Genomic DNA, 23,857 nt, shown 5'->3' on the forward strand with positions numbered 1-23,857 from the left:
TTATGCGCTGCGCAGTGCGGCGACCACGGGCGTGTGGTCCGATGGCTGTTCCCACGTGCGCGGCACGCGGTCGATATGGCACGACTCGCACAGCTTGGCGAGTTCGGGCGACAGCATGATGTGGTCAATGCGCAGGCCGGCGTTGCGCTTGAACGCGAAGAGCCGGTAATCCCACCACGAGAAGAGCTTGTCCTCCTGATCGAACATGCGGAAGGCGTCGACCAGCCCCGCACCCTCCATCGCACGAAACGCCGCCCGCTCTTCCGGCGACACCAGGTTCTGGCCTTCCCACTTCTTCGGGTCGTGCACGTCGCGGTCTTCAGGGGCGATGTTGAAGTCGCCCAGCAGCATCAGGCGCGGGTTGGCGGCCATCTCGGCTTTCAGCCAGACCTGCAGCGCTTCAAGCCAGCGCAGCTTATAGACGAATTTGTCGGAGTCGAGCGCCTGGCCGTTGGGGAAATAGGCCGAGATCACGCGGACCGGGCCATCGGGCATGTCGTACGTGGCAGCCACGATGCGCTGCTGCTCATCAGCAAAGCCCGGAATGTTCTTCATCACATCGCGGCCCTCGGGCACGGCGGCTTTGCGCGCGAGGATGGCAACGCCGTTGTAGGTTTTCTGCCCCGTGAACAACGAGGCATAACCGGCGGCGTCCAGCTCGGCCAGCGGGTAGCGGTCATCGGGCAGCTTGAGTTCCTGCAGGCAGAGGAGGTCGATGGGTGTGGCATCGTTCTCGCGCTCGGCCAACCACTGCAGCACGTGCGGCAGGCGGACCTTCAGAGAGTTAACGTTCCAGGTTGCGACACGCATGGGGAAATCAGTCCTTGCAAAGTGCGACAGCGCATGCCAGCGGCGCCGTCCAGAGTGTCCGGTATTGTGCCATCAAGCACCCAGGCCGCCGTCATTACCAGCTTGAGGTAGATTGAGCCCTATCTTGCGCCCCATCCAGCCAGAGGACCCCGTATGGATTTCGTGATCCGCAACGCCAATCTGCCCGATGGGCGCCCCGGCATCGACATCGGCGTGGAGGGCGGCCGCATCGCCGCTGTGCAGCCGAACCTGCCCGCGCGCGGCGTGGAGGAGTTCGACGCTGCCGGGGCGCTGGTGTCACCGCCATTTGTCGATGCCCATTTCCACATGGATGCGACGTTGTCCTACGGTCTGCCGCGGGTGAATCAATCCGGCACGCTGCTGGAAGGCATCGCCCTGTGGGGCGAACTCAAGCCCACGCTCACACAAGAGGCGTTGGTCGAACGCGCACTGCGCTACTGCGATTGGGCCGTCGCGCGCGGCCTGCTGGCGATCCGCTCGCACGTGGACGTGTGCGACGTGCGCCTGCTGGCCGTCGAGGCGCTGCTGCACGTCAAGCGGCAGGTGGCGCCGTATCTGGACCTGCAACTGGTCGCCTTTCCGCAAGATGGCGTGCTGCGCAGCTCCGGTACGTTCGATAACCTCAAGCGCGCCATCGACATGGGCGTGGATGTGGTCGGTGGCATTCCGCACTTCGAGCGCACGATGGCCGATGGCGCGGAATCCATCCGCCTGCTGTGCGAATTTGCCGCCGAGCGCGGCCTGCGGGTCGACATGCACTGCGATGAATCCGACGATCCGCTCTCCCGCCACATCGAAACGCTCGCCGCGCAAGCGCATCGCCTGGGTCTGCACGGCCGCGTGGCCGGCTCGCACCTCACGTCAATGCATTCGATGGACAACTACTACGTCAGCAAGCTGCTGCCGCTGATGCACGAGGCGGGTGTGGCGGCGATTGCCAATCCGCTGATCAACATCACGCTACAGGGGCGCTCGGATACGTATCCCAAACGGCGCGGCATGACGCGCGTACCCGAACTGCTGGCCGCCGGCATCGATGTCGCCTTTGGCCACGATTGCGTGATGGACCCGTGGTACAGCCTGGGCTCCGGCGACATGCTGGAGGTCGCGCACATGGGCCTCCACGTTGCGCAGATGACGGGGCAAGACGCGATGCGCCAGTGCTTTGCCGCCGTGACGGAAACGCCGGCGCGCATTCTTGGCCTGGAGGGCTATGGCATCGCCCCGGGGTGCTATGCGGATCTGGTTGTGCTCGATGCGCGAGACCCCGTTGAGGCGATTCGCCTGCGCGCTACGCGCACGCTGGTGATGCGGCGTGGCCAGGTGGTGGCGCGCACGCCAGCACCGCACGCATCGCTGTCGCTACCGGGCCGGCCCACGCACGTCGATTTTCGATTGCCCCAATAAAAAAACGCCGCTTCGGCAGGTGCGCGAAGCGGCGTTGCGCTGATGGCATGAGCGTCAGGCGGTTTCCGCCATCATGCCGCCATGGCGCAGCAGGGCATCGATACTCGGCGCACGGCCGCGGAAGGCCGTGAACGACTCGATCGCCGGGCGGCTGCCGCCAACGGCCAGCACTTCGCGGCGATAGCGGGCGCCCGTCTCAACGTCGAGCACCGAGCCGCCCAGCTTGCTGGCCTCTTCAAACGCGGCATAGGCATCCGCTGACAGCACCTCGGCCCACTTGTAGCTGTAGTAACCCGCTGCGTAGCCGCCTGCGAAGATGTGGCTGAACGTATTGGGCCAGCGCGACAGCTCGGCCTGCGGCACCACGTGGAAGCGGTTGTTGACCTCGCGCGAGAGTTCCAGCACCGAGGTGTCGCCCTTCGGGTCGAAATCCGTATGCAGGTGCATGTCGAACGTCGAGAACACGATCTGGCGCAGTGTCGCCATGCCGTTCTGGAAGTTCTTCGCGGCCAGCATGCGGTCGTACAGCGTGCGCGGCAGCGGCTGGCCCGATTCCACATGGCGGGTCATGCGCGAGAGCACTTCCCACTCCCAGCAGAAGTTCTCCATGAACTGCGACGGCAGTTCCACCGCATCCCATTCCACGCCGTTGATGCCCGACACGCCCAGCTCGTCCACCTGCGTGAGCATGTGGTGCAGACCGTGGCCAAACTCGTGGAACAGCGTGATGACTTCGTCGTGCGTGAACAGCGCGGGCTTGTTGCCGACCGGGCCGGAGAAGTTGCAGGTGAGGTAGGCCACCGGGGTTTGCACGCCAGCATCATCCAGCAGCTTGCGGCCGCGGGCGTCGTCCATCCAGGCGCCGCCGCGCTTGCCTTCGCGGGCGTACAGGTCGATGTAGAACTGCGCGAGCAGCTCGCCCTGCGCGGATTCCACGCGGAAGAAGCGCACATCCGGATGCCACACTTCGGCTTGCTCGGGTTGGATCTTGACCGAAAACAGCGTCTGCACGACGTTGAACAGCCCATCCAGCACAGCCGGTTCCGGGAAGTACTGCTTCACCTCCTGCTCGGAGAACGCGTAGCGCGCCTCGCGCAGTTTTTCTGACGCGTAGGCCATGTCCCACGGTTCGAGCTTGTCGATGCCGAGCGTGGTCTTGGCGAACGCTTGCAGCTCTTCCCAGTCCTTCTCGGCGAAGGGGCGGGCGCGGTCAGCAAGCTCACCGAGGAAGCGCAGCACGTCTTCGGGCGAATCGGCCATCTTTGGCACCAGCGACACCTCGCCGAAGTTGCGGTAACCCAGCATGTGGGCTTCTTCGGTACGCAGCGTGAGCTGCTCGGCCATGTTGGCGGTGTTGTCCCACTCGGGCTTGCCGCCGCCGTATTGCGCGCCGAGTTCGGATGCACGCGTGACGTTGGCTTCGTACAGGGTGCGGCGCAGTGCGCGGTCTTCCGCGTACTGCAGCACCGGGAAGTACGACGGGAAGTGCAGCGTGAACTTCCAGCCGGTAGCGTTCGCGTTATCGCGGCGAGCGGCTTCTTGCGCAGCTTGCTTGGCGTCGTCCGGCAGGCCGGCCAGACGGGATTCGTCGTCGATAAGGAGCGCGTAGGCATTCGTGGCGTCCAGCACGTGGTCGCTGAAGGCCTTGGTCAGCTGCGCCTGTTGTTCCTGGATGGAGGCAAAGCGCGGTTTCTGGTCCTCCGGCAACTCGGCGCCGCCCAGGCGGAAGCCGCGCAGTTCGTTGTCGAGCAGCTTCTTGCGGGCGGGGGAGAGGGCTGCGTATTCCGCGCTGTCGGCAATCGCCTTGTACTTTTCGAACAGTTCCAGGTCTTGCCCCAGGCCCGACCAGAACTCGGTCACGCGGGGCAGGTTGGCGGCATGCGCTTCACGCAGCGCGGGCGTGTCGGCCACCGCACTCAGGTGGCTGACGATGCCCCAGGCGCGGCCCAGCGGCTCGGTGGCGTCTTCCAGTGCGGTGACGACGGTATTCCAGCTCACCGGCGTGGCGGGATCCTTCACCCGTGCCACAGCCGATGCAGCGCGCTCGAGCAGCACGTCAATGGCGGGCGTGATGTGCTCCGGGCGGATGTCCGCGAAGCGCGGCAGACCAGAAAAATCGAGCAACGGATTGTTGGCCGGGGTGGCAACCTTGTGCGAAGTGTCGGTCATGGCAGGCTCGGAAGAGAAATTTCGGGGACAAAAAAAGCGTCCGATCCATCAGGTGGGGACGCTTTTTCCGTTTCCAACTGGGTTGGGTGAGGCTTAGGTCACCACGATCAGGCCGCCAGCGCAGCGCCTTCAGCCACGCGCTCGGCGGCTTCCAGCGTGTTGATCAGCAGCATGGTGATCGTCATCGGGCCAACGCCGCCCGGCACCGGGGTGACGTAGCCGGCGACTTCCTTGACGCCGGCAAAGTCGACGTCCCCGCAGAGCTTGCCTGCATCGTCGCGGTTCATGCCCACGTCGATGACGACGGCGCCCGGCTTGACCATGTCGGCGGTGATAATGTTGCGACGGCCCACGGCGGCCACAATGATGTCGGCCTCACGCGTGTGGGCGGCCAGATCGCGCGTCTTGCTGTTGCAGATCGTGATGGTGGCGCCGGCCTGCAGCAGCAGCATGGCCATCGGCTTGCCGACGATGTTCGAGGCGCCCACCACCACCGCATTGGCACCGCGCACCGGGTAGTTGATCGATTCCAGCATCTTCATGCAGCCGTACGGCGTGCACGGGCGGAACAGCGGGGCGCCAGTCATGAGCGCGCCGGCGTTGGCGATGTGGAAACCGTCGACGTCCTTCTCGGGCGCGATGGCTTCGAGCACCTTGTGGCTGTCGATGTGCTTGGGCAGCGGCAGCTGGACCAGGATGCCGTGGATGCGCGGATCGCGGTTCAGGGCATCGATGCGGCCGAGCAGGTCGGCTTCGGTCAGGTCTGCCGGATAGCGGTCGAAAACGGAGAGGAAGCCGTTGTCTTCGCACGCTTTGATCTTGTTGCGCACGTAGACCTGGCTGGCCGGGTCTTCGCCGACGAGGATGACGGCGAGACCAGGCTGGTGGCCGCGGGCGGTGAGGGCAGCCGCGCGTTGTGCGGCTTCGGCGCGGAGTTGCTTGGCAAGCGCGTTGCCGTCGATGAGTTGGGCGGTCATGGCTGGGCGGAGGAGGGAGGGCAAAGCGCGATTATAAATCGGCGCCTTCCCTTCAGCCGCCCGCTTGGTGTTTTGCGACGCGGTTTAGCTGTTGCGCGACAACGCCAGGCGCAGCAGGTCCGCCACCGTATTCACGTTGAGCTTTTCCATGATGTTGGCGCGGTGGGCCTCCACCGTTTTGATGGAAATGCCCAGGTCGTCGGCGATCTGCTTGTTCAGGCGGCCGGCGACGATGCGCTCGAGCACCTGCTGCTCGCGCGTGGTGAGACGGCCGAGCAGGTCCTGGGCGGCTTTCTGTTCGCGGGCGACCGAGTCTTCGCTGCGGGCCTTGCTGAGCATGCGCTCGACCAGCTCGCGCAGTTCGGACTCGTCGAACGGCTTTTCGATGAAGTCCACCGCGCCTTTCTTCATGGTCGACACGGCCATCGGCACATCACCGTGGCCGGTGACGAAGACGATCGGCATGCGGCTGTTTTCGGCCAGCAGGCGGTCTTGCAGCTCGGGGCCGCTCATGCCTTGCATGCGCACGTCGAGGATCAGGCAGCCGACGCCTTCACCTCGCTTGTCGTCAACCAGGAATTCTTCGGCGCTGCGATAGGTGCGCACGGTGTAGCCATTGCCTTCGAGCAGCCACGTCAACGAGTCACGCATGGCTTCGTCATCGTCGACGACGAACACGGTTTCGTTGCGCGGCGCAACTGCTGCGGGCGTTGTGCTCATGGAGGAGTCCTCGGTCTACGTTCTATGTTTTAAAAGCGACTTACTGCGGATGACAGCTGGCTACAGCGGATTCAGCGGAAGGATGATTTTAAACGTACAGCCGATGCCATCGGCGTTGTTTTCAACCCAGAGCCGGCCGAGGTGGGATTCTATGATGGAACGGCAGATATTCAGCCCCATCCCCATGCCGTCGGACTTGGTGCTGAAGAACGGCTCGAACAAGCGTTCCTTGGTGCTGTCGTCCACGCCGGGGCCTTGGTCGATCACCTCGATCAACACCGAATTTTCGGGGTCGTCGATCAGATTGGCGTGCAGGCGCAGGACGCTGGCGGCGCGCAGGCGCGGGTGGGCGGCCATGGCTTCGGCCGCGTTCTTGAGCAGGTTGACGAGCACCTGCTCGATCAGCACCGGGTCGACATACAGATGCGGCAGGTCAGGCGGCAGGCGCGTCAGGATCGTGATGCCGCGTCGAGTGGCCTCCAGCTCGGCCAGGCCGACCGCATCGGCGACGATGTCGCGCAGGTCGGATTCGCGCCGCTGCGGCTGGCTGCGTTTCACGAAGCCGCGGATGCGCTGGATGATGGTGCCGGCGCGCACAGCCTGGGCGGAGGTCTTTTCCAGCACGGGGATCAGTTCTTCCGGCGTGCTGCGTCCGCTCTTCAGGCGGCCGACCGCGCCCATGCAGTAGTTGTTAATGGCGGCCAGCGGCTGGTTCAGCTCGTGCGCCAGCGACGAGGCCATCTCCCCCATGGTCGTCAGGCGGCTGGTGAACTGCAGGCGCTCCTCGTGCTGGCGCGTCATTTCCTCAGCGGCTTTACGCACGGTGATGTCGGTGGCGATCTGCATCTGCGCGAGGTGCCCGTCGACCCACTGGATGTAGCGGCGGCGCACTTCAAACCATTTCTGCATCGACGGCACGTAGATTTCGCGGGCGTCTGCGGCATGCGGCGTCAGCTCCGAGGCGGGCAGGCCGGCGTAGGGGTCGATCAGGTCGAGCGCGTCGCTGGACACGTCTTCCGTATTGACGTCGTGGCCCGAGAGCTGCAGATGCCCGAACGCCTCCCAGCCGAAGAGCTGGCGGTAGTAGCGGTTGGCGAACAGCAGTTCGGCCTTGTCGGTGGACAGCACGGACACGGCGGCGTCCAGGCTCTCCAGCACCGTGGTGAAGCGGTCGTGCGCGGCGGCCAGGTCTTCACGCGCGCGCTTGGGCTCGGTGATGTCGGTGATCGAGCTCATCCAGCCCGTGTGCCGGCCGCGTGCGTCGATCAGCGGCGAGACGTACATCCGCGCATAGAAGCTCGTGCCGTCGCGGCGCATCATGCGCAGCTCCATGCCGTTGGCAGGCGCCTTGCCGCGCAAGGTCAGCTCGATGTGCTTTTGCATCTCGCCGATCTCGTTCGGCGGCCAGTACGGGAAGGGCGGCATGCGGCCGACCAGCTCGGCTTCGGTCCAGCCGATCATGCGGCAGAACGCCGGGTTCACGTAGGTGATGCGGCCGTTGAGGTCGAGCGAGCGCATGCCGATCACCATGGAGTTTTCCATGGCACGGCGGAACGAGGTTTCGGCCAGCAACGCGCGCTGTGCCTCGGAGCGCCGGCTGGTGTGGCGCCACACGCTCCACAGGCTCCAGATCACGAAGCACGACAGGCCGGCCACCAGCCACATCAGCATGTTGTTGGGCAAGTTGGACGGCGCCGGATAGGCCTCCGCCCGTAACGACAACGAGTGCCCCGGCGGATCCAGCAGCACCTCGTACGACGCGGCCGCCTTGGGCACCGGCCGCAGCGACGTGCTGGCGCGAATCACGTTGTTCTTGTCGACCAGCGAGAAGCGGTAGCGGTCGGTCAATTCGCCGGGCAGCAGTTGCGTGAGGATGCCGGTGACGGAGTACATGGCGCCCACGGTGCCCAGGAACTCGTTGTCGCGCACGATCGGCACTTCCATGAGCATGAAGCTCTCGCCGCGCTCGTTCTGGATGGGGCGCGAATAGACGGCGCGCTGCGTTTCGCGCGCGGCATCGTAGGCGGACTGGATTTCAGGCTCGAGGGGGTGGTCGCGCGTTTCGCGCACGCGGGCGACGAATTCGGAGTTGGCCGGGAATGCCCAGCGCGGGCGGCGCGTGGCGTCCAGCCAGTTGATGAAGACCAGTTCGGGGTTTTCTCGCAGGAGCTGGCGGGCGGCGTCGCGATAGGCGCTCGGGTCGAGCTGCGCGGCGCCAATGTCGCGTGCCAGCGCGGCCACCTGGTCCTGATTGCTCTGCAGGGACAGGCGCACCTTCTGCTCCGCCCAGGCAGCGTCGCGGTAGAGTGCATCACGCTGCTGCTGCACCTCGGTGGCGTGCAGCTGATACAGGATGAAGATCATTGCGCCGGCAAACAGGACGATCGCCACCAGCGGGATGAACATGAACCAGTTGGTCGTCCACAGCCGGCCAAGGCGCGTCAGCCACAGGCGGCGCGGCATGTTCGGGCGCGCACCTTCGTCGGGCGGCAACTCGGGCGCGGGCACCGGTACAGGAGCGGCGGATGCCGACGAGGCAGCCGGGTCCTGCGAAGCGTGGGAGGGGGCAAGCATGATGGGCGGACGAACGCCGGAATTCTGCGGAGGTATGGGAGTGGACATCTGTGCAACTGCGCAAAACTAAGTGTAACGGCAATTAACTTGCGGGTCGCTTGGGGAAACCGCTTGGTGATGCCTCTCGGGGCTTACCGAAATGCTGCGCTGCAATGTCACGAGTGCTTTGTTTTGCATCGCACTAATATTCCACATTATAAAAAACCATATCGCAATTTGAAAATTCCGCTTGTGCTGTGTTTGCGGGTGCCCATAGAATCAGCGCAAAAGTCGGGGTGGCCCCTTGCGTGCGTGCGACGCGCGCGCCGGCGGGATACCTCACAAGAGACGTACCCACCGTTACTGCTACCAAGGAGACCGCCATGTCGGCCGTACCAGAACAAGTCCTGGGCGCCACGAGCGCCAGCGACGTCGATCCCCAGGAAACCAAGGAATGGCTGGAGGCGCTGCAAGGCGTCATCGGCGCGGAAGGCCCGCAGCGCGCGGCGTTCCTCCTCGACAAGCAGATTGAGTACGCGCGCATCAATGGCGTGACCTCGCCGCTGCACGCAGAAACCCCCTACATCAACACGATTCCGGTTGAGAACCAGGACCGCATTCCGGGCAACCAGGAAATCGAGCACCGCATCCGTTCGTACACCCGCTGGAACGCCATGGCGATGGTGCTGCGCGCGAACAAGGACACCAACGTCGGTGGCCACATCTCGTCGTTCGCGTCCGCAGCCACGCTGTATGACGTCGGCTACAACCACTTCTGGCATGCCCCGTCGGACAAGCACGGTGGCGACATGGTCTTCGTGCAGGGCCACTCGGCGCCGGGCGTGTACTCGCGCGCTTTCCTGCTGGGCCGCCTGTCGGAAGAGCAGCTCGACAGCTTCCGTCAGGAAGTGGACGGCAAGGGCATCTCGTCGTATCCGCACCCGTGGCTGATGCCGGATTTCTGGCAGTTCCCGACCGTGTCGATGGGCCTGGGTCCGATCATGGCGATCTACCAGGCGCGCTTCACCAAGTACCTAGCCAGCCGCGGCCTGATCCAGAACTGGGAAAATCGCAAGGTCTGGGCCTTCCTGGGCGATGGCGAAACCGACGAACCGGAATCGCTGGGCGCGATCGGCATGGCCGGCCGTGAAAAGCTGGACAACCTCGTCTTCGTGATCAACTGCAACCTGCAGCGCCTGGACGGCCCGGTGCGCGGCAACGGCAAGATCATTCAAGAGCTGGAGAGCGAATTCCGCGGCGCCGGCTGGAACGTCATCAAGGTCATCTGGGGCAGCCGCTGGGATCAGCTCCTGGCCCGCGACACCAAGGGCCTGCTGATGAGCCGCATGATGGAATGCGTCGACGGCGAGTACCAGACCTTCAAGTCGAAGAGCGGCGCCTACGTGCGCGAGCACTTCTTCAACACGCCGGAACTCAAGGCCATGGTGGCTGACTGGTCCGACGACGACATCTGGGCGCTGAACCGCGGCGGCCATGATCCGCACAAGATCTACGCGGCATTCCAATCGGCGAGTAACCACAAGGGTCAGCCGACCGTCATCCTCGCCAAGACCATCAAGGGCTATGGCATGGGCGAAGCCGGTGAAGCGATGAACATCGCCCACCAGCAGAAGAAGATGCCGGTGGACGCCATCCGCAAGCTGCGCGATCGCTTCAATATTCCGGTGGCGGATGACCAGCTCGAGAAGGTTCCGTACGTCAAGTTCGAGGAAGGCTCGAAGGAACTGGAGTACATGCGCAAGGCGCGCATGGACCTGGGTGGCTACCTGCCGGCTCGTCGCCTGAAGGCGGACCCACTGCAGATTCCGGCGCTGTCGGCATTCGACGCGCTGCTCAAGGCCACCGGCGAAGGCCGCGAAGTGTCCACGACGATGGCCTTCGTCCGTATCCTGAACATCCTGCTCAAGGACAAGAACGTCGGCAAGCACGTCGTGCCCATCGTGCCGGATGAATCGCGCACGTTCGGTATGGAAGGTCTGTTCCGCCAGGTCGGTATCTGGAACCAGGAAGGCCAGAAGTACGTGCCGCAGGATCACGACCAGCTGATGTTCTACAAGGAATCGCAGACGGGTCAGGTGCTGCAAGAGGGCATCAACGAAGCCGGCGCCATGTGCGACTGGATCGCGGCCGCCACGTCGTATTCGACGCATGGCGTGGCGATGATCCCGTTCTACATCTACTACTCGATGTTCGGCATCCAGCGTATCGGCGACCTCTGCTGGGCCGCCGGCGACATGCGCTCGCGCGGCTTCCTGCTGGGCGGCACCGCTGGCCGCACCACGCTGAACGGCGAAGGCCTGCAGCACGAAGACGGCCACTCGCATGTGTACCACGCTGCCATCCCGAACTGCATCTCGTATGATCCGACGTTCCAGTACGAACTGGCCGTGGTGATGCAAGACGGCCTGCGCCGCATGTATGTCGAGCAGGAAGACGTCTACTACTACCTGACGGTGATGAACGAGAACTACGAGCACCCGGAAATGCCGGCGGGTGTCGAGGCCGACATCATCAAGGGGATGTACCAGTTCAAGAAGGGCGTCGAGAACAGCAACGCACCGCGCGTGCAGCTGCTGGGTTCGGGCACGATCTTCCGTGAGGTGATCGCTGCCGCCGAGCTGCTCAAGAAGGACTGGGGCGTGGAGTCGGACCTGTGGGGTTGCCCGAGCTTTACCGAACTGGCTCGCGAAGGCAACGCCGTTGCCCGCTGGAACCTGCTCAACCCGACCGAGCCGCAACGCGAATCGCATGTCGAGAAGCTGCTCAAGAACGCACGCGGCCCGGTCATCGCATCGACCGACTACGTCCGCACCTTCGCCGAGCAGATCCGCGCTTTCGTGCCGCGTCGCTACGTGGTGCTGGGCACCGACGGCTTCGGCCGCTCGGATACCCGCGAGAAGCTGCGCCACTTCTTCGAGGTGGATCGCTACTGGGTGACGGTTGCGTCGCTCAAGGCGCTCGCCGATGAAGGCGTGCTGCCGCGCGAAAAGGTGGCCGAGGCACTGAAGAAGTACAACCTCGATCCGAACAAGCCCAACCCGATGACCGTATAACGGAGCCGCCGGGCGCGTGGGTTGCGTCCCGGCCCGGGCACCGCTCTGACAGACTTTTCGCGTAGTGCATTTGCCTGCACGATGCGGTAGCCTGCGGAGCAGTTTGTGCCCGCCGCCGGACGCACTCGCCGCCAGACCCTCTGGAGACAGAAGAATGAGTCAAGTCGTAGAAATCAAGGTGCCGGACATCGGCGACTACAAAGACGTCCCGGTGATCGAAGTGCTGGTCAAGGCGGGCGATACCGTCAACGCCGAGGATTCGCTGGTTACGCTGGAATCGGACAAGGCGACCATGGACGTGCCGTCGCCCAAGAGCGGCGTCGTCAAGGAAGTGAAGATCAAGGTGGGCGACACGGTGTCGGAAGGCTCGCTGGTGCTGCTGCTCGAAGAGCAGGGCGCCGCGGCGGCTCCGGCTCCCGCGCCCCAGGCTGCCGCTCCGGCTCCGGCCGCTGCTGCGCCGGCCCCCGCACCTGCTGCGCAAGCGTCGGCCCCGGCGCCGGCTGCTGCGGGTGGCGGCACGGTCGAAGTGAGGGTCCCGGACATTGGCGACTACAAGGATGTGCCGGTCATCGAGATCAGCGTGAAGGTGGGCGACAAGGTGGAAGCCGAGCAGTCGCTGATCACGCTCGAATCGGACAAGGCCACGATGGATGTGCCGTCGCCGGCCGCCGGTGTCGTCAAGGAAATCCGCGTGAAGGTGGGCGATGCGGTGTCGGAAGGCACGCTGATCGTCGTGCTGGAAGGCGCTGGCGGTGCTGCCGCAGCACCGGCGCCTGCACAAGCTCCGGCGCCCGCACCGGCTGCCGCTGCACCCAGCCCGGCCCCTGCGGCTGCGCCCGCTGCTGCTCCGGCTGCAGCGCCTGCCACGTACACCGCCGACACCGTCGGTACGGTGGGCAAGGCTGCCCACGCCAGCCCGTCGGTGCGCAAGTACGCGCGTGACCTGGGCGTCGACGTCAACCTCGTTGGCGGCACGGGCCCGAAGAACCGCATCACGCAGGAAGACGTGCAGCGCTACGTCAAGGGCGTGATGACCGGTCAGGCTGCTGCTCCTGGCAAGGCCGCTGCAAGCGCGCCGGCTGGTGGCGGCGAACTGAACCTCCTGCCGTGGCCGAAGGTGGACTTCACCAAGTTCGGCCCGGTCGATCCGAAGCCGCTGTCGCGCATCAAGAAGATCTCTGGCGCAAACCTGCATCGCAACTGGGTCATGATCCCGCACGTCACCAACAACGACGAAGCGGATATCACCGATCTGGAAGCCTTCCGCGTGCAGATGAACAAGGAGCACGAAAAGGCCGGCGTGAAGTTCACGATGCTGGCGTTCGTGATCAAGGCGGTCGTCTCGGCGCTGAAGAAGTTCCCGACCTTCAACGCGAGCCTGGACGGCGATAACCTCGTCTTCAAGCAGTACTTCCACATCGGCTTTGCGGCCGATACGCCCAACGGGCTGGTGGTGCCGGTGATTCGCGATGCGGACAAGAAGAGCGTGGTGGATATCGCCCGTGAAATGACCGACCTGTCGAAGGCCGCGCGCGAAGGCAAGCTCAAGCCAGACCAGATGCAGGGCGGCTGCTTCTCGATCTCGTCGCTGGGCGGCATTGGTGGTACGAACTTCACGCCGATCATCAATGCGCCGGAAGTGGCGATCCTGGGTCTGTCGCGTGGCTATCAGAAGCCGGTGTGGGACGGCAAGCAGTTCGTGCCGCGCCTGACGCTGCCGCTGTCGCTGTCGTACGATCACCGCGTGATCGATGGCGCGGAAGCTGCACGCTTCAACGCGTATCTGGGCAGCCTGCTGGCGGACTTCCGCCGCGTCAGCCTGTAAGCCTGAGCGGGCACGGCACGCATCTGGCTTCTGGCCTGTGCGTGCCGGCCCACATGGGTTTGCAGCGGTCGGCGAATTTTTCGCGAGGACGACATGACGACGTGCGTGGTGGTCAAGAAAGACGGCGAAGTGGCGATTGCGGCTGATTCTCTGGTGACGTTTGGCGACACGCGCCTGGCGCGCGGCTACGAGCAGAACCAGAAGATCTTCCAAGTGGGCGATTCTCTGATCGCCCTGGCAGGTACGACGGCCCACTTTCCGGTCATGCGCAGCCTGCTGACGGGGTTGGCCGATGAGTGCCGCCTCGGCACGCGCGACGACGTCTTCCGGACCTTCCTCAAGGTGCACGAAAAGCTCAAGGACGAGTATTTCGTCAACACCAAGGAAGACGACGACGACCCCTACGAGTCGTCGCAGATCACCTGCCTGATCGCCAACGCAACCGGCATCTACGGCGTCTATTCGTACCGCGAGGTGTTTTCGTTCGACCGCTTCTGGGGCATCGGCTCGGGGCGCAATTTTGCGCTGGGGGCCATGTCGGCGGTGTTCGACATGCCCGGCAAGACGGCGGCGGATGTCGCCCAGGTGGGCGTGTCCGCAGGCGTGGAGTTCGACAAGAGTTCGGGCGGCCCGATCGAAGTGCACACGGTGCGTCTGCAGGATTGAAAGCGTCGGCGGCCAAGGCGAGTGCCTGCAGCCGACGACAAGAACAAGGAGTCAGGAATGAGCGTGGTGGAAATCAAGGTGCCGGATATCGGCGACTACAAGGACGTGGACGTCATTGAAGTGATGGTGAAGGCGGGCGATGCCGTTACCGTCGATCAGGCGCTGATCACGCTGGAAACCGACAAGGCCACCATGGATGTGCCGTCGGATGTGGCCGGCAAGATTGTCGAAGTCAAGATCAAGGTGGGCGACAAGGTCAGCCAAGGCACGGTGATCGCCACGGCGGAAGCCGGTGCCGCTGCCGCCCCGGCGCCCGCGCAAGCGCCGGCTCCTGCCGCAGCGCCTGCTGCCGCTCCGGCAGCCTCGGCAGCCTCGGCACCCGCACCGCAAGCGGCCAAGCACGCCGGCGCCGCTGACATCGAATGCGACATGCTCGTCCTCGGTTCCGGCCCGGGCGGTTACTCGGCTGCGTTCCGCAGCGCGGATCTCGGCATGAACACCGTGCTGGTCGAGCGTTTCTCCACGCTGGGCGGCGTCTGCCTGAACGTGGGTTGTATCCCGTCGAAGGCGCTGCTGCACACAGCCGCCGTGATGGAAGAAGTCAAGGCGATGGCCGCCCACGGCATCGTCTACAGCGAGCCGAAGGTTGATATCAACCAACTGCGCAAACACAAGGAATCCGTGATCGGCAAGCTGACCGGCGGCCTGGCCGGCATGGCCAAGGCACGCAAGGTGCAGGTTGTGCGCGGCGTCGGCACGTTCCTCGATCCGAACCACCTGGAAGTGCAGGTGACGGACGGCGCCGGCAAGGCTGTGACCGGCGAGAAGAAGGTCATCCGCTTCGCCAAGGCGATCATCGCTGCGGGCAGCGAGGCCGTGAAGCTGCCGTTCATTCCGGAAGATCCGCGCATCGTCGATTCGACCGGCGCCCTGGAGCTGCGCGAAGTGCCGGCCAAGATGCTGGTCATCGGCGGTGGCATCATCGGCCTGGAAATGGCGACCGTGTACAGCACGCTGGGCGCACGCATCGACGTGGTGGAAATGCTCGACGGCCTGATGCAGGGCGCCGACCGCGACCTCGTCAAGGTGTGGGACAAGATGAACAAGGGCCGCTTCGACAAGGTCATGCTCAAGACCAAGACCGTTGGTGTTGAGGCCAAGGCGGACGGTATCTACGTCAAGTTCGAAGGCGAAGCCGCACCGGCCGAGCCGCAGCGCTACGACATGGTGTTGGTGGCAGTGGGCCGTAGCCCGAACGGCAAGCGCATCGGCGCGGAAAAGGCCGGCGTGGCCGTGACGGACCGCGGCTTCATCGACGTGGACAAGCAGCAGCGCACCAACGTGCCGCACATCTACGCGATCGGCGACATCGTTGGTCAGCCGATGCTGGCGCACAAGGCGGTGCACGAAGGCCACGTGGCAGCCGAAGCGGCGCATGGCGAGAAGGCCTACTTCGATGCCAAGCAGATTCCGTCGGTGGCCTTTACCGATCCGGAAGTGGCTTGGGCCGGCCTGACCGAGGACCAGTGCAAAGCGCAGGGCATCAAGTACGGCAAGGGCGTGTTCCCGTGGGCCGCTTCGGGCCGCGCGATCGCCAACGGCCGCGACGAGGGCTTCACGAAGGTCATCTTCGACGAGGAAACGCATCGCATCATCGGTGGCGGCATTGTCGGTACGCATGCAGGCGACCTCATCAGCGAGATCTGCCTGGCCATCGAGATGGGCGCAGACGCCGTGGACATCGGCAAGACTATCCACCCGCACCCGACGCTGGGTGAGTCGGTGGGCATGGCGGCGGAAATCTACGAAGGCGTTTGCACGGACGTGCCGCCGGCTCGCAAGCGTTGATGTGCAATTAACTGCCAGGTTTTTTGGGACACCCCAAGACTTGGCTGACAAAAAGAGGGGCTGCTCGATATGGGCAGCCCCTCTTTTTTGCGTGTGATGTGATGACGGATCAATGGCGTGGTTCGGCGGGGCGTCGAGATCGGCGTAGCAGGCGTACCGCTGCGACCAGGCGCCGCCAGATCTGTTGGACCAGCCCGTGCCGGCGTGCGCGCCAAACGGCGATTCGCACCTGCAACGCTTGCCATGTCGGCGTAGCCCGCAAGGCAGCAACGACACGCCGTTTCCACGCCAGGAAGGCGGCTTCCCAGCGTGCATACCAAGCGATCGTGTGCAATTGCGGCCGGACGGCGCAGTAGATGCGCACGCCGAGCCCAGTGCTGGTGACTTTCGCGGCGATGAGGACCAGTGCGCCGGCGATGAAGTGGCCCCGCGCCAGCACATAGACCGCCGCGAGCTTGAACGGCAGTAGCGCCAGCATGGGCAGGACAAAGGCGCACAACGCCTCAACCGGTTCCAGCGTCGCCAGCCGCCGCTCGGCGGCTTGTACCCACGGATGCGCCGCCAAGCGGGCGGTCGCGCGCAGCATGACGTTCCAGATCCACTCTTCGAACAGCAAGATAAGCGCTGCAACGAAGATCAGACTGCGCTTGATCAGGGATTCGCGAGACATTGTGATGGGGTAAAGGCAGGGCGGGCGATGGCCCGCAATACAGAATGGAGCGCTGTTCGGGCACAAAAGTTCGCAATTTGGAGGCGCGAGCTGTTTCCCCTGCACACAAAAAACCCGGCCGAAGCCGGGTTAAAGGTACCCACTGATCACCACTGAGGACAGGTTTTTCGGCAGAGGTACCGAGGAGACAATCTGACGAACACGATGGGATGGACCAATGGGCTTGCGTTTCGGTTCCGCGCAAATGCGCGCAAACAGCGTGTTTGGACGATGGGCTCGATCGACCGCCAAAACAAAACGGGCCTCCCGAAGGAGGCCCGCTTGAGCGGCGGAAGCCAGCGACCGATTAGGCAGCGGTCGTCGTCTTCTTGCCCGTAGCAGCGCGCGCTTGAGCCGAAGCTTGAGCGGTTGCCTTGCTGGCGGCGTTGGCAGCAGCGTGGAAGTTGCTTTCGGCCAGTTCAACGGCTTGCTTGGTGGCCTTCTGCACCGAGTCATAGGCGTTGTTGGCAGCCGACAGGGCCGACTTCACCAGAGCAACAGCCGATTCCGAACCAGCCGGAGCGTTCTTCGACACGTTGTCGACCAGGGCTTGCAGCTTGCGGGTGTTTTCAGCGATTTGTGCTTCGGCAACCTTGCTGAATTCGCCTTGCGTGTCCGAAGCGATTTCATACAGGTGGCGGCTGTAAGCCAGAACCTTCTCGGCCAGCGGCTGCACGGCGGCGGTTTGCACCGACAGCAGTTCTTGTGCGTCCTTGGCGGTCAGGGCCTTCTTGGCGTGTTCGACGTTCTCAGCCAGGGTGGCCTTGACGACTTGCAGGTTCAGTTCGACCAGCTTTTCGACGCCTTCAAATGCCTTGTTGGTCAGGCCGAAGAACGTTTCCAGGTTGGCCTTGTGCGCCGCAGCGATCTGTTCCTGAGTCAGCATGTTGTCTCTCCAAATACAAAGGTGGGTCGGGGAATCAAAATCAAAAATTTAGATCGCCCAGATGTACAAAGCATGACGGTCTGCGTCGGGCCTTCCAGGCGACATCGCGATCGATAAGGGATGGTGCATCGCAACAATTCCATTGTTGTCGAGCACCAAACTGGTGTCAAGCTTTCTTTGTGCATCGCACAAAAATCAGAATTCGCTGATTATTCCTGCTCAGGAATTGCGCAACCAACCGTTTGGCGCAAATTTTTGTGGCAAGAAAATGCGCGTTCGCGGTGCACGTGAAGCGTGTCTGCCCACTTCCGCCGGCAATTCCGTCTCAAAAAACACACGGGTGCAGCGTAGGTTAGGATGCGCCCGGGTTCCATTTTTTGTTGCGTTGCGATCCTTCCTTCACATGCGGGCGTTTTATACCGACCATTTTGTCTTGCCGCTGCCACCGGGCCACCGGTTTCCGATGCGCAAATACAGCGACTTGCGCGCCCGGGTCGAGGCTGACGTACCGGGGCTGTCCTTTCATGAGGCCCCGCGCGCTGATGACGATGCGCTGCTGCTGGCGCATACCCCTCAGTACGTCCAGGCAGTGAATGCGGGTCAGCTCGACCCAGCTCGCCAGCGCGAAATCGGCTTTCCGTGGTCCCCCGAGATGGTGGAGCGCAGCCGTCGATCGGCCGGCGCCACGATGGCCGCGTGCGAAGCGGCACTCGACGATGGGATTGCAGTGAACCTCGCGGGCGGCACGCATCACGCGTATGCGGACAAGGGGGGCGGCTTCTGCGTATTTAACGATGCGGCGATCGCTTCACGCTGGATGCAGCGCCGGCCGGGCAGGGCGCCAGCCGATTTCCCGGTCGCGATCGTCGATCTGGATGTGCATCAGGGCAATGGCACTGCGTCGATCCTGCGCGACGATGCAACCGTGTTTACCGTGTCGTTGCACGGCGAGAAGAACTACCCGTTTCGCAAGGAGGCGTCGGATCTGGACGTCGGCCTGCACGACGGCTGCAGCGACGAGGACTATCTACAGGCGTTGACCGGCGCGCTCGATATCCTGGCCGGGCGCTTCCAGCCCCGCCTGATCATCTATCTGGCGGGCGCGGATCCGCACGAGGGCGACCGCCTGGGCCGGCTCAAGCTGACCATGCACGGTCTGGCACGGCGCGATCAGGAAGTCTTCGATTTTGCGTACCAGCGGCGGATTCCGGTTGCCGTTACCATGGCGGGCGGCTACGGCAACAATATCGACGATACCGTGGCCGTCCACGCGCAAACCATTGCGCTGGCTGCCCAGCATGCCCAGCGCTGGGCGGCACGCGACAAGGCTGCCGCATCGATCTCTCTTCCGCTTTCCGCATGACCCAAGCGTATTCCGTCGCGCCGGCCTCGTCGCGCGATTCCCTGTTCGTGGCCGCGATGCCGTGGCTCTTCGTGTTGATCTGGAGCACGGGCTTTATCGTGGCCAAGTACGGCATGCCGTACGCCGAGCCAATCACCTTCCTCTTCTTCCGCTTTGTTGGCGTGCTGATATGCCTGCTGCCGCTGGTGTGGCTGGCACGTGTGCCGTTGCCACGTCGGGCGGGCACGGAAGAGACCGACTGGCCGACCGTTGGCCACATCGCCGTGGCGGGTGTGCTGATGCAATGGGGCTATCTGGCGGGCGTCTGGGCGGCGGTCAAGCTCGGTATGCCGGCAGGGATGACTGCGCTGATCGTCGGCATGCAGCCGATTCTCACGGCGCTGTATGTGTCGATGCGCGGCGAGCGGGTGTCGGGCCGCCAATGGCTGGGCCTGCTGTGTGGCATCGCCGGCGTGGGTCTGGTCGTGGGTAACAAGCTGCATCTGGCGGGCGTGGGTGTAACGACGCTTGCGCTGTGCGTGGGCGCGCTGCTGTCGATCACGATCGGCACGCTATATCAGAAGCGCCATTGCCCGATGTTCGATCTGCGCATGGGGGCGTGCATCCAGTTCGGGGCATCGGCGTTGCTGTGCCTGCCGTTCATGTTCCTGTTTGAGACGCGCGAAGTGCACTGGACTTGGCAGATGATCGGCTCGCTGGTGTGGTCGGTGCTGGCGTTGTCGATCGGTGCGATCTCGCTTCTGTTCGTGCTGATCCGCAGGGGCGCGGCCACCAAGGTGACGTCGCTTCTGTATCTCACGCCGCCCACGACGGCCGTGATGGCCTGGGCGCTGTTCGGCGAGCGCTTTCCGCCATTGGCCGCATTGGGGATGGTGATTGCCGCCAGCGGTGTGGCGCTCGTCATCCGCAGGTGACCCAGCTCAGGCGGCTGGCGTATCCTCATCACTTTCCCTCGTCATCCGCTTGCCGCCCATGAGTACGCTCCGCCAGACGCGCGACGACTACCGCCACTTCCACACCATCACCACGCGCTGGATGGACAACGACGTCTACGGCCACGTCAACAACGTCGTCTACTACAGCTATTTCGATACCGTGGTGAACGCCTACCTGATCGGGCAGGGCGTGCTGAACCCGGAGCACAGCGACACCATCGGCCTCGTCATCGAGACGCAATGCAACTACTTCGCGCCGCTGTCGTTTCCTGATCCCGTGGTGGCGGGGCTGCGCGTTGCACGCCTGGGCAACACGAGCGTGCGCTACGAGGTGGGCCTGTTCCGGGGCGACGCGCAAGAGGCCGCCGCGCAAGGTCATTTCGTACATGTCTACGTCGATCGCGAAACGCGCCGGCCCGTGCCGCTGCCGGATGCCCTGCGTGCTGTGCTCGAGCCGCTTGCGGCCAACATCACCGCCTAGTCTTCCGCATTGCCATGAGCGACCGACGTCCCACCTCCGCTGAAGTTGAACTTGTCGATCGGGCCATCACTTCGCGGCGCTCCATTCGCGCATTTCTGCCGACGCCGGTGGCGCGCGAAGCTATCGAAGCGATCCTGGATGTGGCGCGCCGCGCGCCCTCCGGCAGCAACACGCAACCGTGGAAGGTCTATGTGCTGACGGGGGAGTCGAAGGCGCGCCTGTCGGAGTCGGTGCTGGCCGCGTACGATCATCCGGAAGTCGACTCGCTGCATCGCGAGGAATATCCGTACTACCCGCGCACGTGGGTCGACCCGTACCAAAGCCGTCGCCGCAAAGTCGGTTGGGATCTGTACAGCCTGCTCGGCATCGGCCGTGCCGACAAAGCGCGCATGCACGCACAGCACGCGCGCAACTTCCGCTTCTTCGATGCGCCGGTCGGCATCATCTTCACGATCGACCGTGTAATGGAGCAGGGCAGTTGGCTCGACTACGGCATGTTCCTTGAAGCCGTGATGGTGGGCGCCCGCGCACGGGGCATTGACACGTGCCCGCAAGCCGCCTTCACGCAGTTCCACCGGATCATCGGCGAGCACCTCGGGCTCTCTGCTGACGAGATGGTCGTGTGCGGCATGTCGATGGGATACGCGAATCCCGACGCGGTCGAGAACACGCTCATCACGGAGCGGGCGCCGGTCTCCGACTTCACTCGCTTCTTCGACTGACGTCGCTATCACGCGGCTGCCTGGACGCTACAGCGCACATCGTCGCGCAAAGCCGGAATTGGCGCTGAAAAGTCGTCGAATTATGTCAACAGAACCGGCCGGTCTGTCGTTAGACTTCCATCATGCGGTCCCGTGTACGACGCGAGCGTGTTGTGAGGAAATGTTGGGCCTGGTTGTAAACCGTGACTGTCGCCATGCGCGACGGAATCTGGGAACAATTTCCGACTCCGTTCTGATTCCACATCCAACGTCATGTGCGGCTTGCGCAACTTTTCTCGCAATCCCGATCCTGCCGAAGCAGGAAATTGCGTCGAAATGATGACCGAATGATAAGGCTCCAGAGGTCAAGCTTTAAGGCTGTGAGCTAAGTCCTTCATCTTGCTAAGAATTTTGTTTTTGCCTACACTTGCGCCATCTCACGCGCGGGTGATCGAATCATGTCACGGTCTGTTTCCTCAATTTTTCGACGTCTCGGCCTCGTTTCGCTGATGACCGTCGCGCTCGCCGCTGTTTCCGTCGCCACGGTGGCCAACGCTGCCACCGCCGACAAAAAGCCCGCCGCCAGCAAGAAAGCCAAATCCAAAGGCAAAACCGTCGCCAATCGCCAAGCCAGCGCCAAAGTCGCGGCTGCGAGCAGTGACGAAGTCGCTACCAGCAAAGTCCGCAAGGTTGTCACCGTCAAAGGCAAGCGCCGCGTGATCGTGGTCGAGCGCGGTGCGCGTCCGGTGCGTGCCGCCTTTGTGCCGGCCGCTCCCACGCTTGGCGAAGCAATGGGCCTGCGGTCGACGCCCGATGCACTGGCACTGCGTTCCTCCGTTGCCTTCGTGATGGACCAGAACACGGGTGAAGTCCTGTTCCAGAAGAATTCGTCGGCCGTGCTGCCGATCGCCTCGATCACCAAGCTGATGACGGCGCTGGTCGTGACCGACGCGCATCAGCCGATGGACGAGCTGCTCGAGATTACCGATGACGATCGCGACTACGAGCGCAACACCGGCTCGCGCCTGCGCTTCGGCACGATGCTCACGCGCGAAGACCTGCTGCTGCTGGCGCTGATGTCGTCGGAGAACCGCGCGGCCTCGGCCCTGGGCCGCAACTATCCGGGCGGCCGTCCGGCATTCGTCGCAGCCATGAACCGCAAGGCGCGCGAGCTGGGCATGAACGACACGCACTATGTCGATTCGAATGGCCTGTCGAGCAGCAATGTGTCGAGCGCGCAGGATCTGGCCAAGATCGTGATGGCCGCCTACAAGGTGCCGCTGATCCGTCAGTTCACGACCACCACCGAGCACACTGTTAACGCCAACGGCCGCTCGCTGCACTACGTCAACACCAACCGTCTGGTGCGCGGCGGTGACTGGGATATCGGCCTGCAGAAGACCGGCTTCATCAACGAAGCGGGCCGCTGCCTGGTGATGCAAGCCAACGTGCATGGCCGCAATGTGGTGATGGTGTTCCTGGATTCCGCCGGCAACCTCACGCGCTTTGCCGATGCCACGCGCGTGCGCAATTGGCTGGAGCGCAATCCGCATGTCGAGCAGGCCACACAAGCTGCCGCGCCGCTGCGGAATGTGCCAATGACGGTGCCGGTGTCGACGCAGCCGTCGACGGTACTGGCTTCGGAGCAGCACGGCGCCTGAGCCAACGTACCGCAACAAAAAAGCGCGTCATCGAACGCGCTTTTTTGTTGGCCAAAGCCGGCGGCTTATTCCGTGCGCGCGGCTTCCGCTTCATACGTATAGCCCATGCCCTTGGAGATCTGCAGGGCGGTGTCCTTGAGGTTGTCGAGCCAGCTGTCCTGCAAGCGGTCCGCCGGTGCCGACAGCGACAGCCCCGCCACCAATCGGCGCGAATCATCGTAGATGCCGGCGGCGATGCAGCGCACGCCTAGCTCCAGTTCTTCGTTGTCGCGCGCGTAGCCGTTGGTGCGCACCCAGTTGAGTTCGCGTTCGAGCTTGGGCAGGTCGGTGATCGACGTGCGGGTGTGGCCCGACAGGCCAGTGCGCGTTGCATAGGCGCGCACGCGGCCGATCTCGTCGGCGGCGAGGAACAGCTTGCCGACCGAGGTCAGGTGCAGCGGTGCGCGGCCACCAATGGCGCGGACCACCTGCATGCCCGAGCGCTCGGAATACGCACGCTCGATGTAGACGATCTCATCGCCCTGGCGCACCGAGAGGTTGACGGTCTGGCCGGTCAGGCGGTGCAGCGAGCGCATCGGCGCCAGCGCGGCTTCACGTACAGAGAGGCGCGCCTTGACCAAGTTGCCGAGTTCCAGCAAGCGCATGCCGAGGCGGTAGCTGCCCGGGTCGGAGCGATCGACGAAGCGGCACGCCACCATGTCGTTCAGGATGCGGTGAGCGGTGGAGGGGTGCAGGCCGGTGCTGGCGGACAGCGCTTTCAGGCTGACCGGATCGGCATGATCGGCGAGCGCGTCGAGCAGCATCATCATGCGTTCGATGACCTGGATGGACGTCTTGCCGGGGTCCTTGTCTGCTTCTGCCATGGGTGCAGTGGGTTGCGGATTTGATGCGAAATTTTATCCCACGATGTGAAAATGCGCACCCTCCTGACGCATGATCCCCGGTATTTTTGAGGGCATTCTCAATTGAGTCGCCGCTTGTGCTCGCGGCGGTCTCGTGAAGCGCACTCACCGGTGGCATGAAGAAGTTCTGTGCCGACAAAGCCGCGCCG

Annotated in this window: 18 protein-coding genes; 10 read left to right on the forward strand and 8 right to left on the reverse strand. The window is 63.8% G+C overall.

What is annotated here, in order from left to right:
- Nucleotides 1-810 carry an exodeoxyribonuclease III gene (xth, locus tag NG900_RS10500; protein ID WP_252679922.1) on the reverse strand — a complete coding sequence of 270 codons (810 nt, stop codon included), beginning with the start codon at nucleotides 808-810 and terminating at the stop codon, nucleotides 1-3.
- 153 nt (nucleotides 811-963) lie between these two features.
- On the opposite strand from xth, the gene NG900_RS10505 reads away from it, so the two are divergent.
- Nucleotides 964-2,238, forward strand: coding sequence for an amidohydrolase family protein (locus tag NG900_RS10505; RefSeq protein WP_252679923.1), 1,275 nt, complete (start codon nucleotides 964-966; stop codon nucleotides 2,236-2,238).
- A 54-nt stretch (nucleotides 2,239-2,292) separates the two neighbouring features.
- On the opposite strand, the gene NG900_RS10510 is transcribed toward NG900_RS10505, so the two are convergent.
- The 4 genes from NG900_RS10510 to NG900_RS10525 all read right to left on the reverse strand — a co-directional run bounded on the left by NG900_RS10510 (nucleotide 2,293) and on the right by NG900_RS10525 (nucleotide 8,726).
- Nucleotides 2,293-4,407 carry a M3 family metallopeptidase gene (locus tag NG900_RS10510; RefSeq protein WP_252679924.1) on the reverse strand — a complete coding sequence of 705 codons (2,115 nt, stop codon included), beginning with the start codon at nucleotides 4,405-4,407 and terminating at the stop codon, nucleotides 2,293-2,295.
- A gap of 107 nt (nucleotides 4,408-4,514) precedes the next feature.
- Nucleotides 4,515-5,384: a bifunctional methylenetetrahydrofolate dehydrogenase/methenyltetrahydrofolate cyclohydrolase FolD gene (gene folD / locus NG900_RS10515; protein WP_252679925.1), complete on the reverse strand. Its 870-nt coding sequence runs from the start codon at nucleotides 5,382-5,384 to the stop codon at nucleotides 4,515-4,517.
- A gap of 84 nt (nucleotides 5,385-5,468) precedes the next feature.
- Nucleotides 5,469-6,104 carry a response regulator transcription factor gene (locus tag NG900_RS10520; RefSeq protein ID WP_252679926.1) on the reverse strand — a complete coding sequence of 212 codons (636 nt, stop codon included), beginning with the start codon at nucleotides 6,102-6,104 and terminating at the stop codon, nucleotides 5,469-5,471.
- A gap of 60 nt (nucleotides 6,105-6,164) precedes the next feature.
- Nucleotides 6,165-8,726: a PAS domain S-box protein gene (locus NG900_RS10525; protein ID WP_420804142.1), complete on the reverse strand. Its 2,562-nt coding sequence runs from the start codon at nucleotides 8,724-8,726 to the stop codon at nucleotides 6,165-6,167.
- A gap of 314 nt (nucleotides 8,727-9,040) precedes the next feature.
- Here NG900_RS10525 and aceE point away from each other — a divergent pair, with 314 nt between their 5' ends.
- From aceE to lpdA, 4 genes are all read left to right on the forward strand, one after another.
- The gene (gene aceE / locus NG900_RS10530; RefSeq protein WP_252679929.1) at nucleotides 9,041-11,731 is read left to right on the forward strand and encodes a pyruvate dehydrogenase (acetyl-transferring), homodimeric type; all 2,691 of its coding nucleotides are present in this window, start codon (nucleotides 9,041-9,043) and stop codon (nucleotides 11,729-11,731) included.
- A 154-nt stretch (nucleotides 11,732-11,885) separates the two neighbouring features.
- Nucleotides 11,886-13,556, forward strand: a complete 1,671-nt coding sequence (aceF, locus tag NG900_RS10535; protein WP_252679930.1) for a dihydrolipoyllysine-residue acetyltransferase — start codon at nucleotides 11,886-11,888, stop codon at nucleotides 13,554-13,556.
- Nucleotides 13,557-13,649: 93 nt separating this feature from the next.
- Nucleotides 13,650-14,222 (forward strand): Ntn hydrolase family protein, encoded by a 573-nt coding sequence (locus tag NG900_RS10540; RefSeq protein WP_048932532.1) that lies wholly within the window; start codon nucleotides 13,650-13,652, stop codon nucleotides 14,220-14,222.
- Between the two features lie 57 nt (nucleotides 14,223-14,279).
- On the forward strand, nucleotides 14,280-16,070 hold the full coding sequence (gene lpdA, locus NG900_RS10545) for a dihydrolipoyl dehydrogenase (protein ID WP_252679931.1): 1,791 nt from the start codon (nucleotides 14,280-14,282) through the stop codon (nucleotides 16,068-16,070).
- Between the two features lie 109 nt (nucleotides 16,071-16,179).
- Here lpdA and NG900_RS10550 read toward each other — a convergent pair whose 3' ends face one another.
- Together NG900_RS10550 and NG900_RS10555 are read right to left on the reverse strand one after the other, a co-directional pair.
- Entirely contained in the window at nucleotides 16,180-16,740 is a 561-nt protein-coding gene (locus NG900_RS10550; RefSeq protein ID WP_315862368.1) for a hypothetical protein, read from the reverse strand.
- Between the two features lie 346 nt (nucleotides 16,741-17,086).
- Nucleotides 17,087-17,665 (reverse strand): phasin family protein, encoded by a 579-nt coding sequence (locus tag NG900_RS10555; protein ID WP_252679933.1) that lies wholly within the window; start codon nucleotides 17,663-17,665, stop codon nucleotides 17,087-17,089.
- Between the two features lie 403 nt (nucleotides 17,666-18,068).
- Between NG900_RS10555 and NG900_RS10560 the strand changes: the two genes are divergently transcribed.
- From NG900_RS10560 to pbpG, 5 genes are all read left to right on the forward strand, one after another.
- Entirely contained in the window at nucleotides 18,069-19,028 is a 960-nt protein-coding gene (locus NG900_RS10560) for a histone deacetylase family protein (protein ID WP_252680883.1), read from the forward strand.
- Nucleotides 19,025-19,942: a DMT family transporter gene (locus NG900_RS10565; RefSeq protein WP_252679934.1), complete on the forward strand. Its 918-nt coding sequence runs from the start codon at nucleotides 19,025-19,027 to the stop codon at nucleotides 19,940-19,942. The genes NG900_RS10560 and NG900_RS10565 overlap by 4 nt, the downstream gene beginning before the upstream one ends.
- 58 nt (nucleotides 19,943-20,000) lie before the next feature.
- A complete protein-coding gene (locus tag NG900_RS10570; protein ID WP_252679935.1) occupies nucleotides 20,001-20,444 on the forward strand; it encodes an acyl-CoA thioesterase in 444 nt (147 codons plus the stop codon).
- 14 nt (nucleotides 20,445-20,458) lie between these two features.
- Nucleotides 20,459-21,166, forward strand: coding sequence for a nitroreductase (locus NG900_RS10575; RefSeq protein ID WP_252679936.1), 708 nt, complete (start codon nucleotides 20,459-20,461; stop codon nucleotides 21,164-21,166).
- A gap of 437 nt (nucleotides 21,167-21,603) precedes the next feature.
- Nucleotides 21,604-22,806, forward strand: coding sequence for a D-alanyl-D-alanine endopeptidase (gene pbpG / locus NG900_RS10580; protein WP_252679937.1), 1,203 nt, complete (start codon nucleotides 21,604-21,606; stop codon nucleotides 22,804-22,806).
- 65 nt (nucleotides 22,807-22,871) lie between these two features.
- On the opposite strand, the gene NG900_RS10585 is transcribed toward pbpG, so the two are convergent.
- Nucleotides 22,872-23,669, reverse strand: a complete 798-nt coding sequence (locus tag NG900_RS10585; protein WP_252679938.1) for an IclR family transcriptional regulator — start codon at nucleotides 23,667-23,669, stop codon at nucleotides 22,872-22,874.
- Nucleotides 23,670-23,857: the final 188 nt, after the last annotated feature.

This window comes from Ralstonia soli (genome assembly GCF_023955655.1).
In the GTDB taxonomy this organism is placed as follows: domain Bacteria; phylum Pseudomonadota; class Gammaproteobacteria; order Burkholderiales; family Burkholderiaceae; genus Ralstonia; species Ralstonia soli.

Excerpts from the sequence above, each read along its gene's own strand:
- xth (WP_252679922.1), bottom strand. The coding sequence starts at position 810 with ATGCGTGTCGCAACCTGGAACGTTAACTCTCTGAAGGTCCGCCTGCCG.
- NG900_RS10505 (WP_252679923.1), top strand. The coding sequence starts at position 964 with ATGGATTTCGTGATCCGCAACGCCAATCTGCCCGATGGGCGCCCCGGC.
- NG900_RS10510 (WP_252679924.1), bottom strand. The coding sequence starts at position 4,407 with ATGACCGACACTTCGCACAAGGTTGCCACCCCGGCCAACAATCCGTTG.
- folD (WP_252679925.1), bottom strand. The coding sequence starts at position 5,384 with ATGACCGCCCAACTCATCGACGGCAACGCGCTTGCCAAGCAACTCCGC.
- NG900_RS10520 (WP_252679926.1), bottom strand. The coding sequence starts at position 6,104 with ATGAGCACAACGCCCGCAGCAGTTGCGCCGCGCAACGAAACCGTGTTC.
- NG900_RS10525 (WP_420804142.1), bottom strand. The coding sequence starts at position 8,726 with ATGTCCACTCCCATACCTCCGCAGAATTCCGGCGTTCGTCCGCCCATC.
- aceE (WP_252679929.1), top strand. The coding sequence starts at position 9,041 with ATGTCGGCCGTACCAGAACAAGTCCTGGGCGCCACGAGCGCCAGCGAC.
- aceF (WP_252679930.1), top strand. The coding sequence starts at position 11,886 with ATGAGTCAAGTCGTAGAAATCAAGGTGCCGGACATCGGCGACTACAAA.
- NG900_RS10540 (WP_048932532.1), top strand. The coding sequence starts at position 13,650 with ATGACGACGTGCGTGGTGGTCAAGAAAGACGGCGAAGTGGCGATTGCG.
- lpdA (WP_252679931.1), top strand. The coding sequence starts at position 14,280 with ATGAGCGTGGTGGAAATCAAGGTGCCGGATATCGGCGACTACAAGGAC.
- NG900_RS10550 (WP_315862368.1), bottom strand. The coding sequence starts at position 16,740 with ATGTCTCGCGAATCCCTGATCAAGCGCAGTCTGATCTTCGTTGCAGCG.
- NG900_RS10555 (WP_252679933.1), bottom strand. The coding sequence starts at position 17,665 with ATGCTGACTCAGGAACAGATCGCTGCGGCGCACAAGGCCAACCTGGAA.
- NG900_RS10560 (WP_252680883.1), top strand. The coding sequence starts at position 18,069 with ATGCGGGCGTTTTATACCGACCATTTTGTCTTGCCGCTGCCACCGGGC.
- NG900_RS10565 (WP_252679934.1), top strand. The coding sequence starts at position 19,025 with ATGACCCAAGCGTATTCCGTCGCGCCGGCCTCGTCGCGCGATTCCCTG.
- NG900_RS10570 (WP_252679935.1), top strand. The coding sequence starts at position 20,001 with ATGAGTACGCTCCGCCAGACGCGCGACGACTACCGCCACTTCCACACC.
- NG900_RS10575 (WP_252679936.1), top strand. The coding sequence starts at position 20,459 with ATGAGCGACCGACGTCCCACCTCCGCTGAAGTTGAACTTGTCGATCGG.
- pbpG (WP_252679937.1), top strand. The coding sequence starts at position 21,604 with ATGTCACGGTCTGTTTCCTCAATTTTTCGACGTCTCGGCCTCGTTTCG.
- NG900_RS10585 (WP_252679938.1), bottom strand. The coding sequence starts at position 23,669 with ATGGCAGAAGCAGACAAGGACCCCGGCAAGACGTCCATCCAGGTCATC.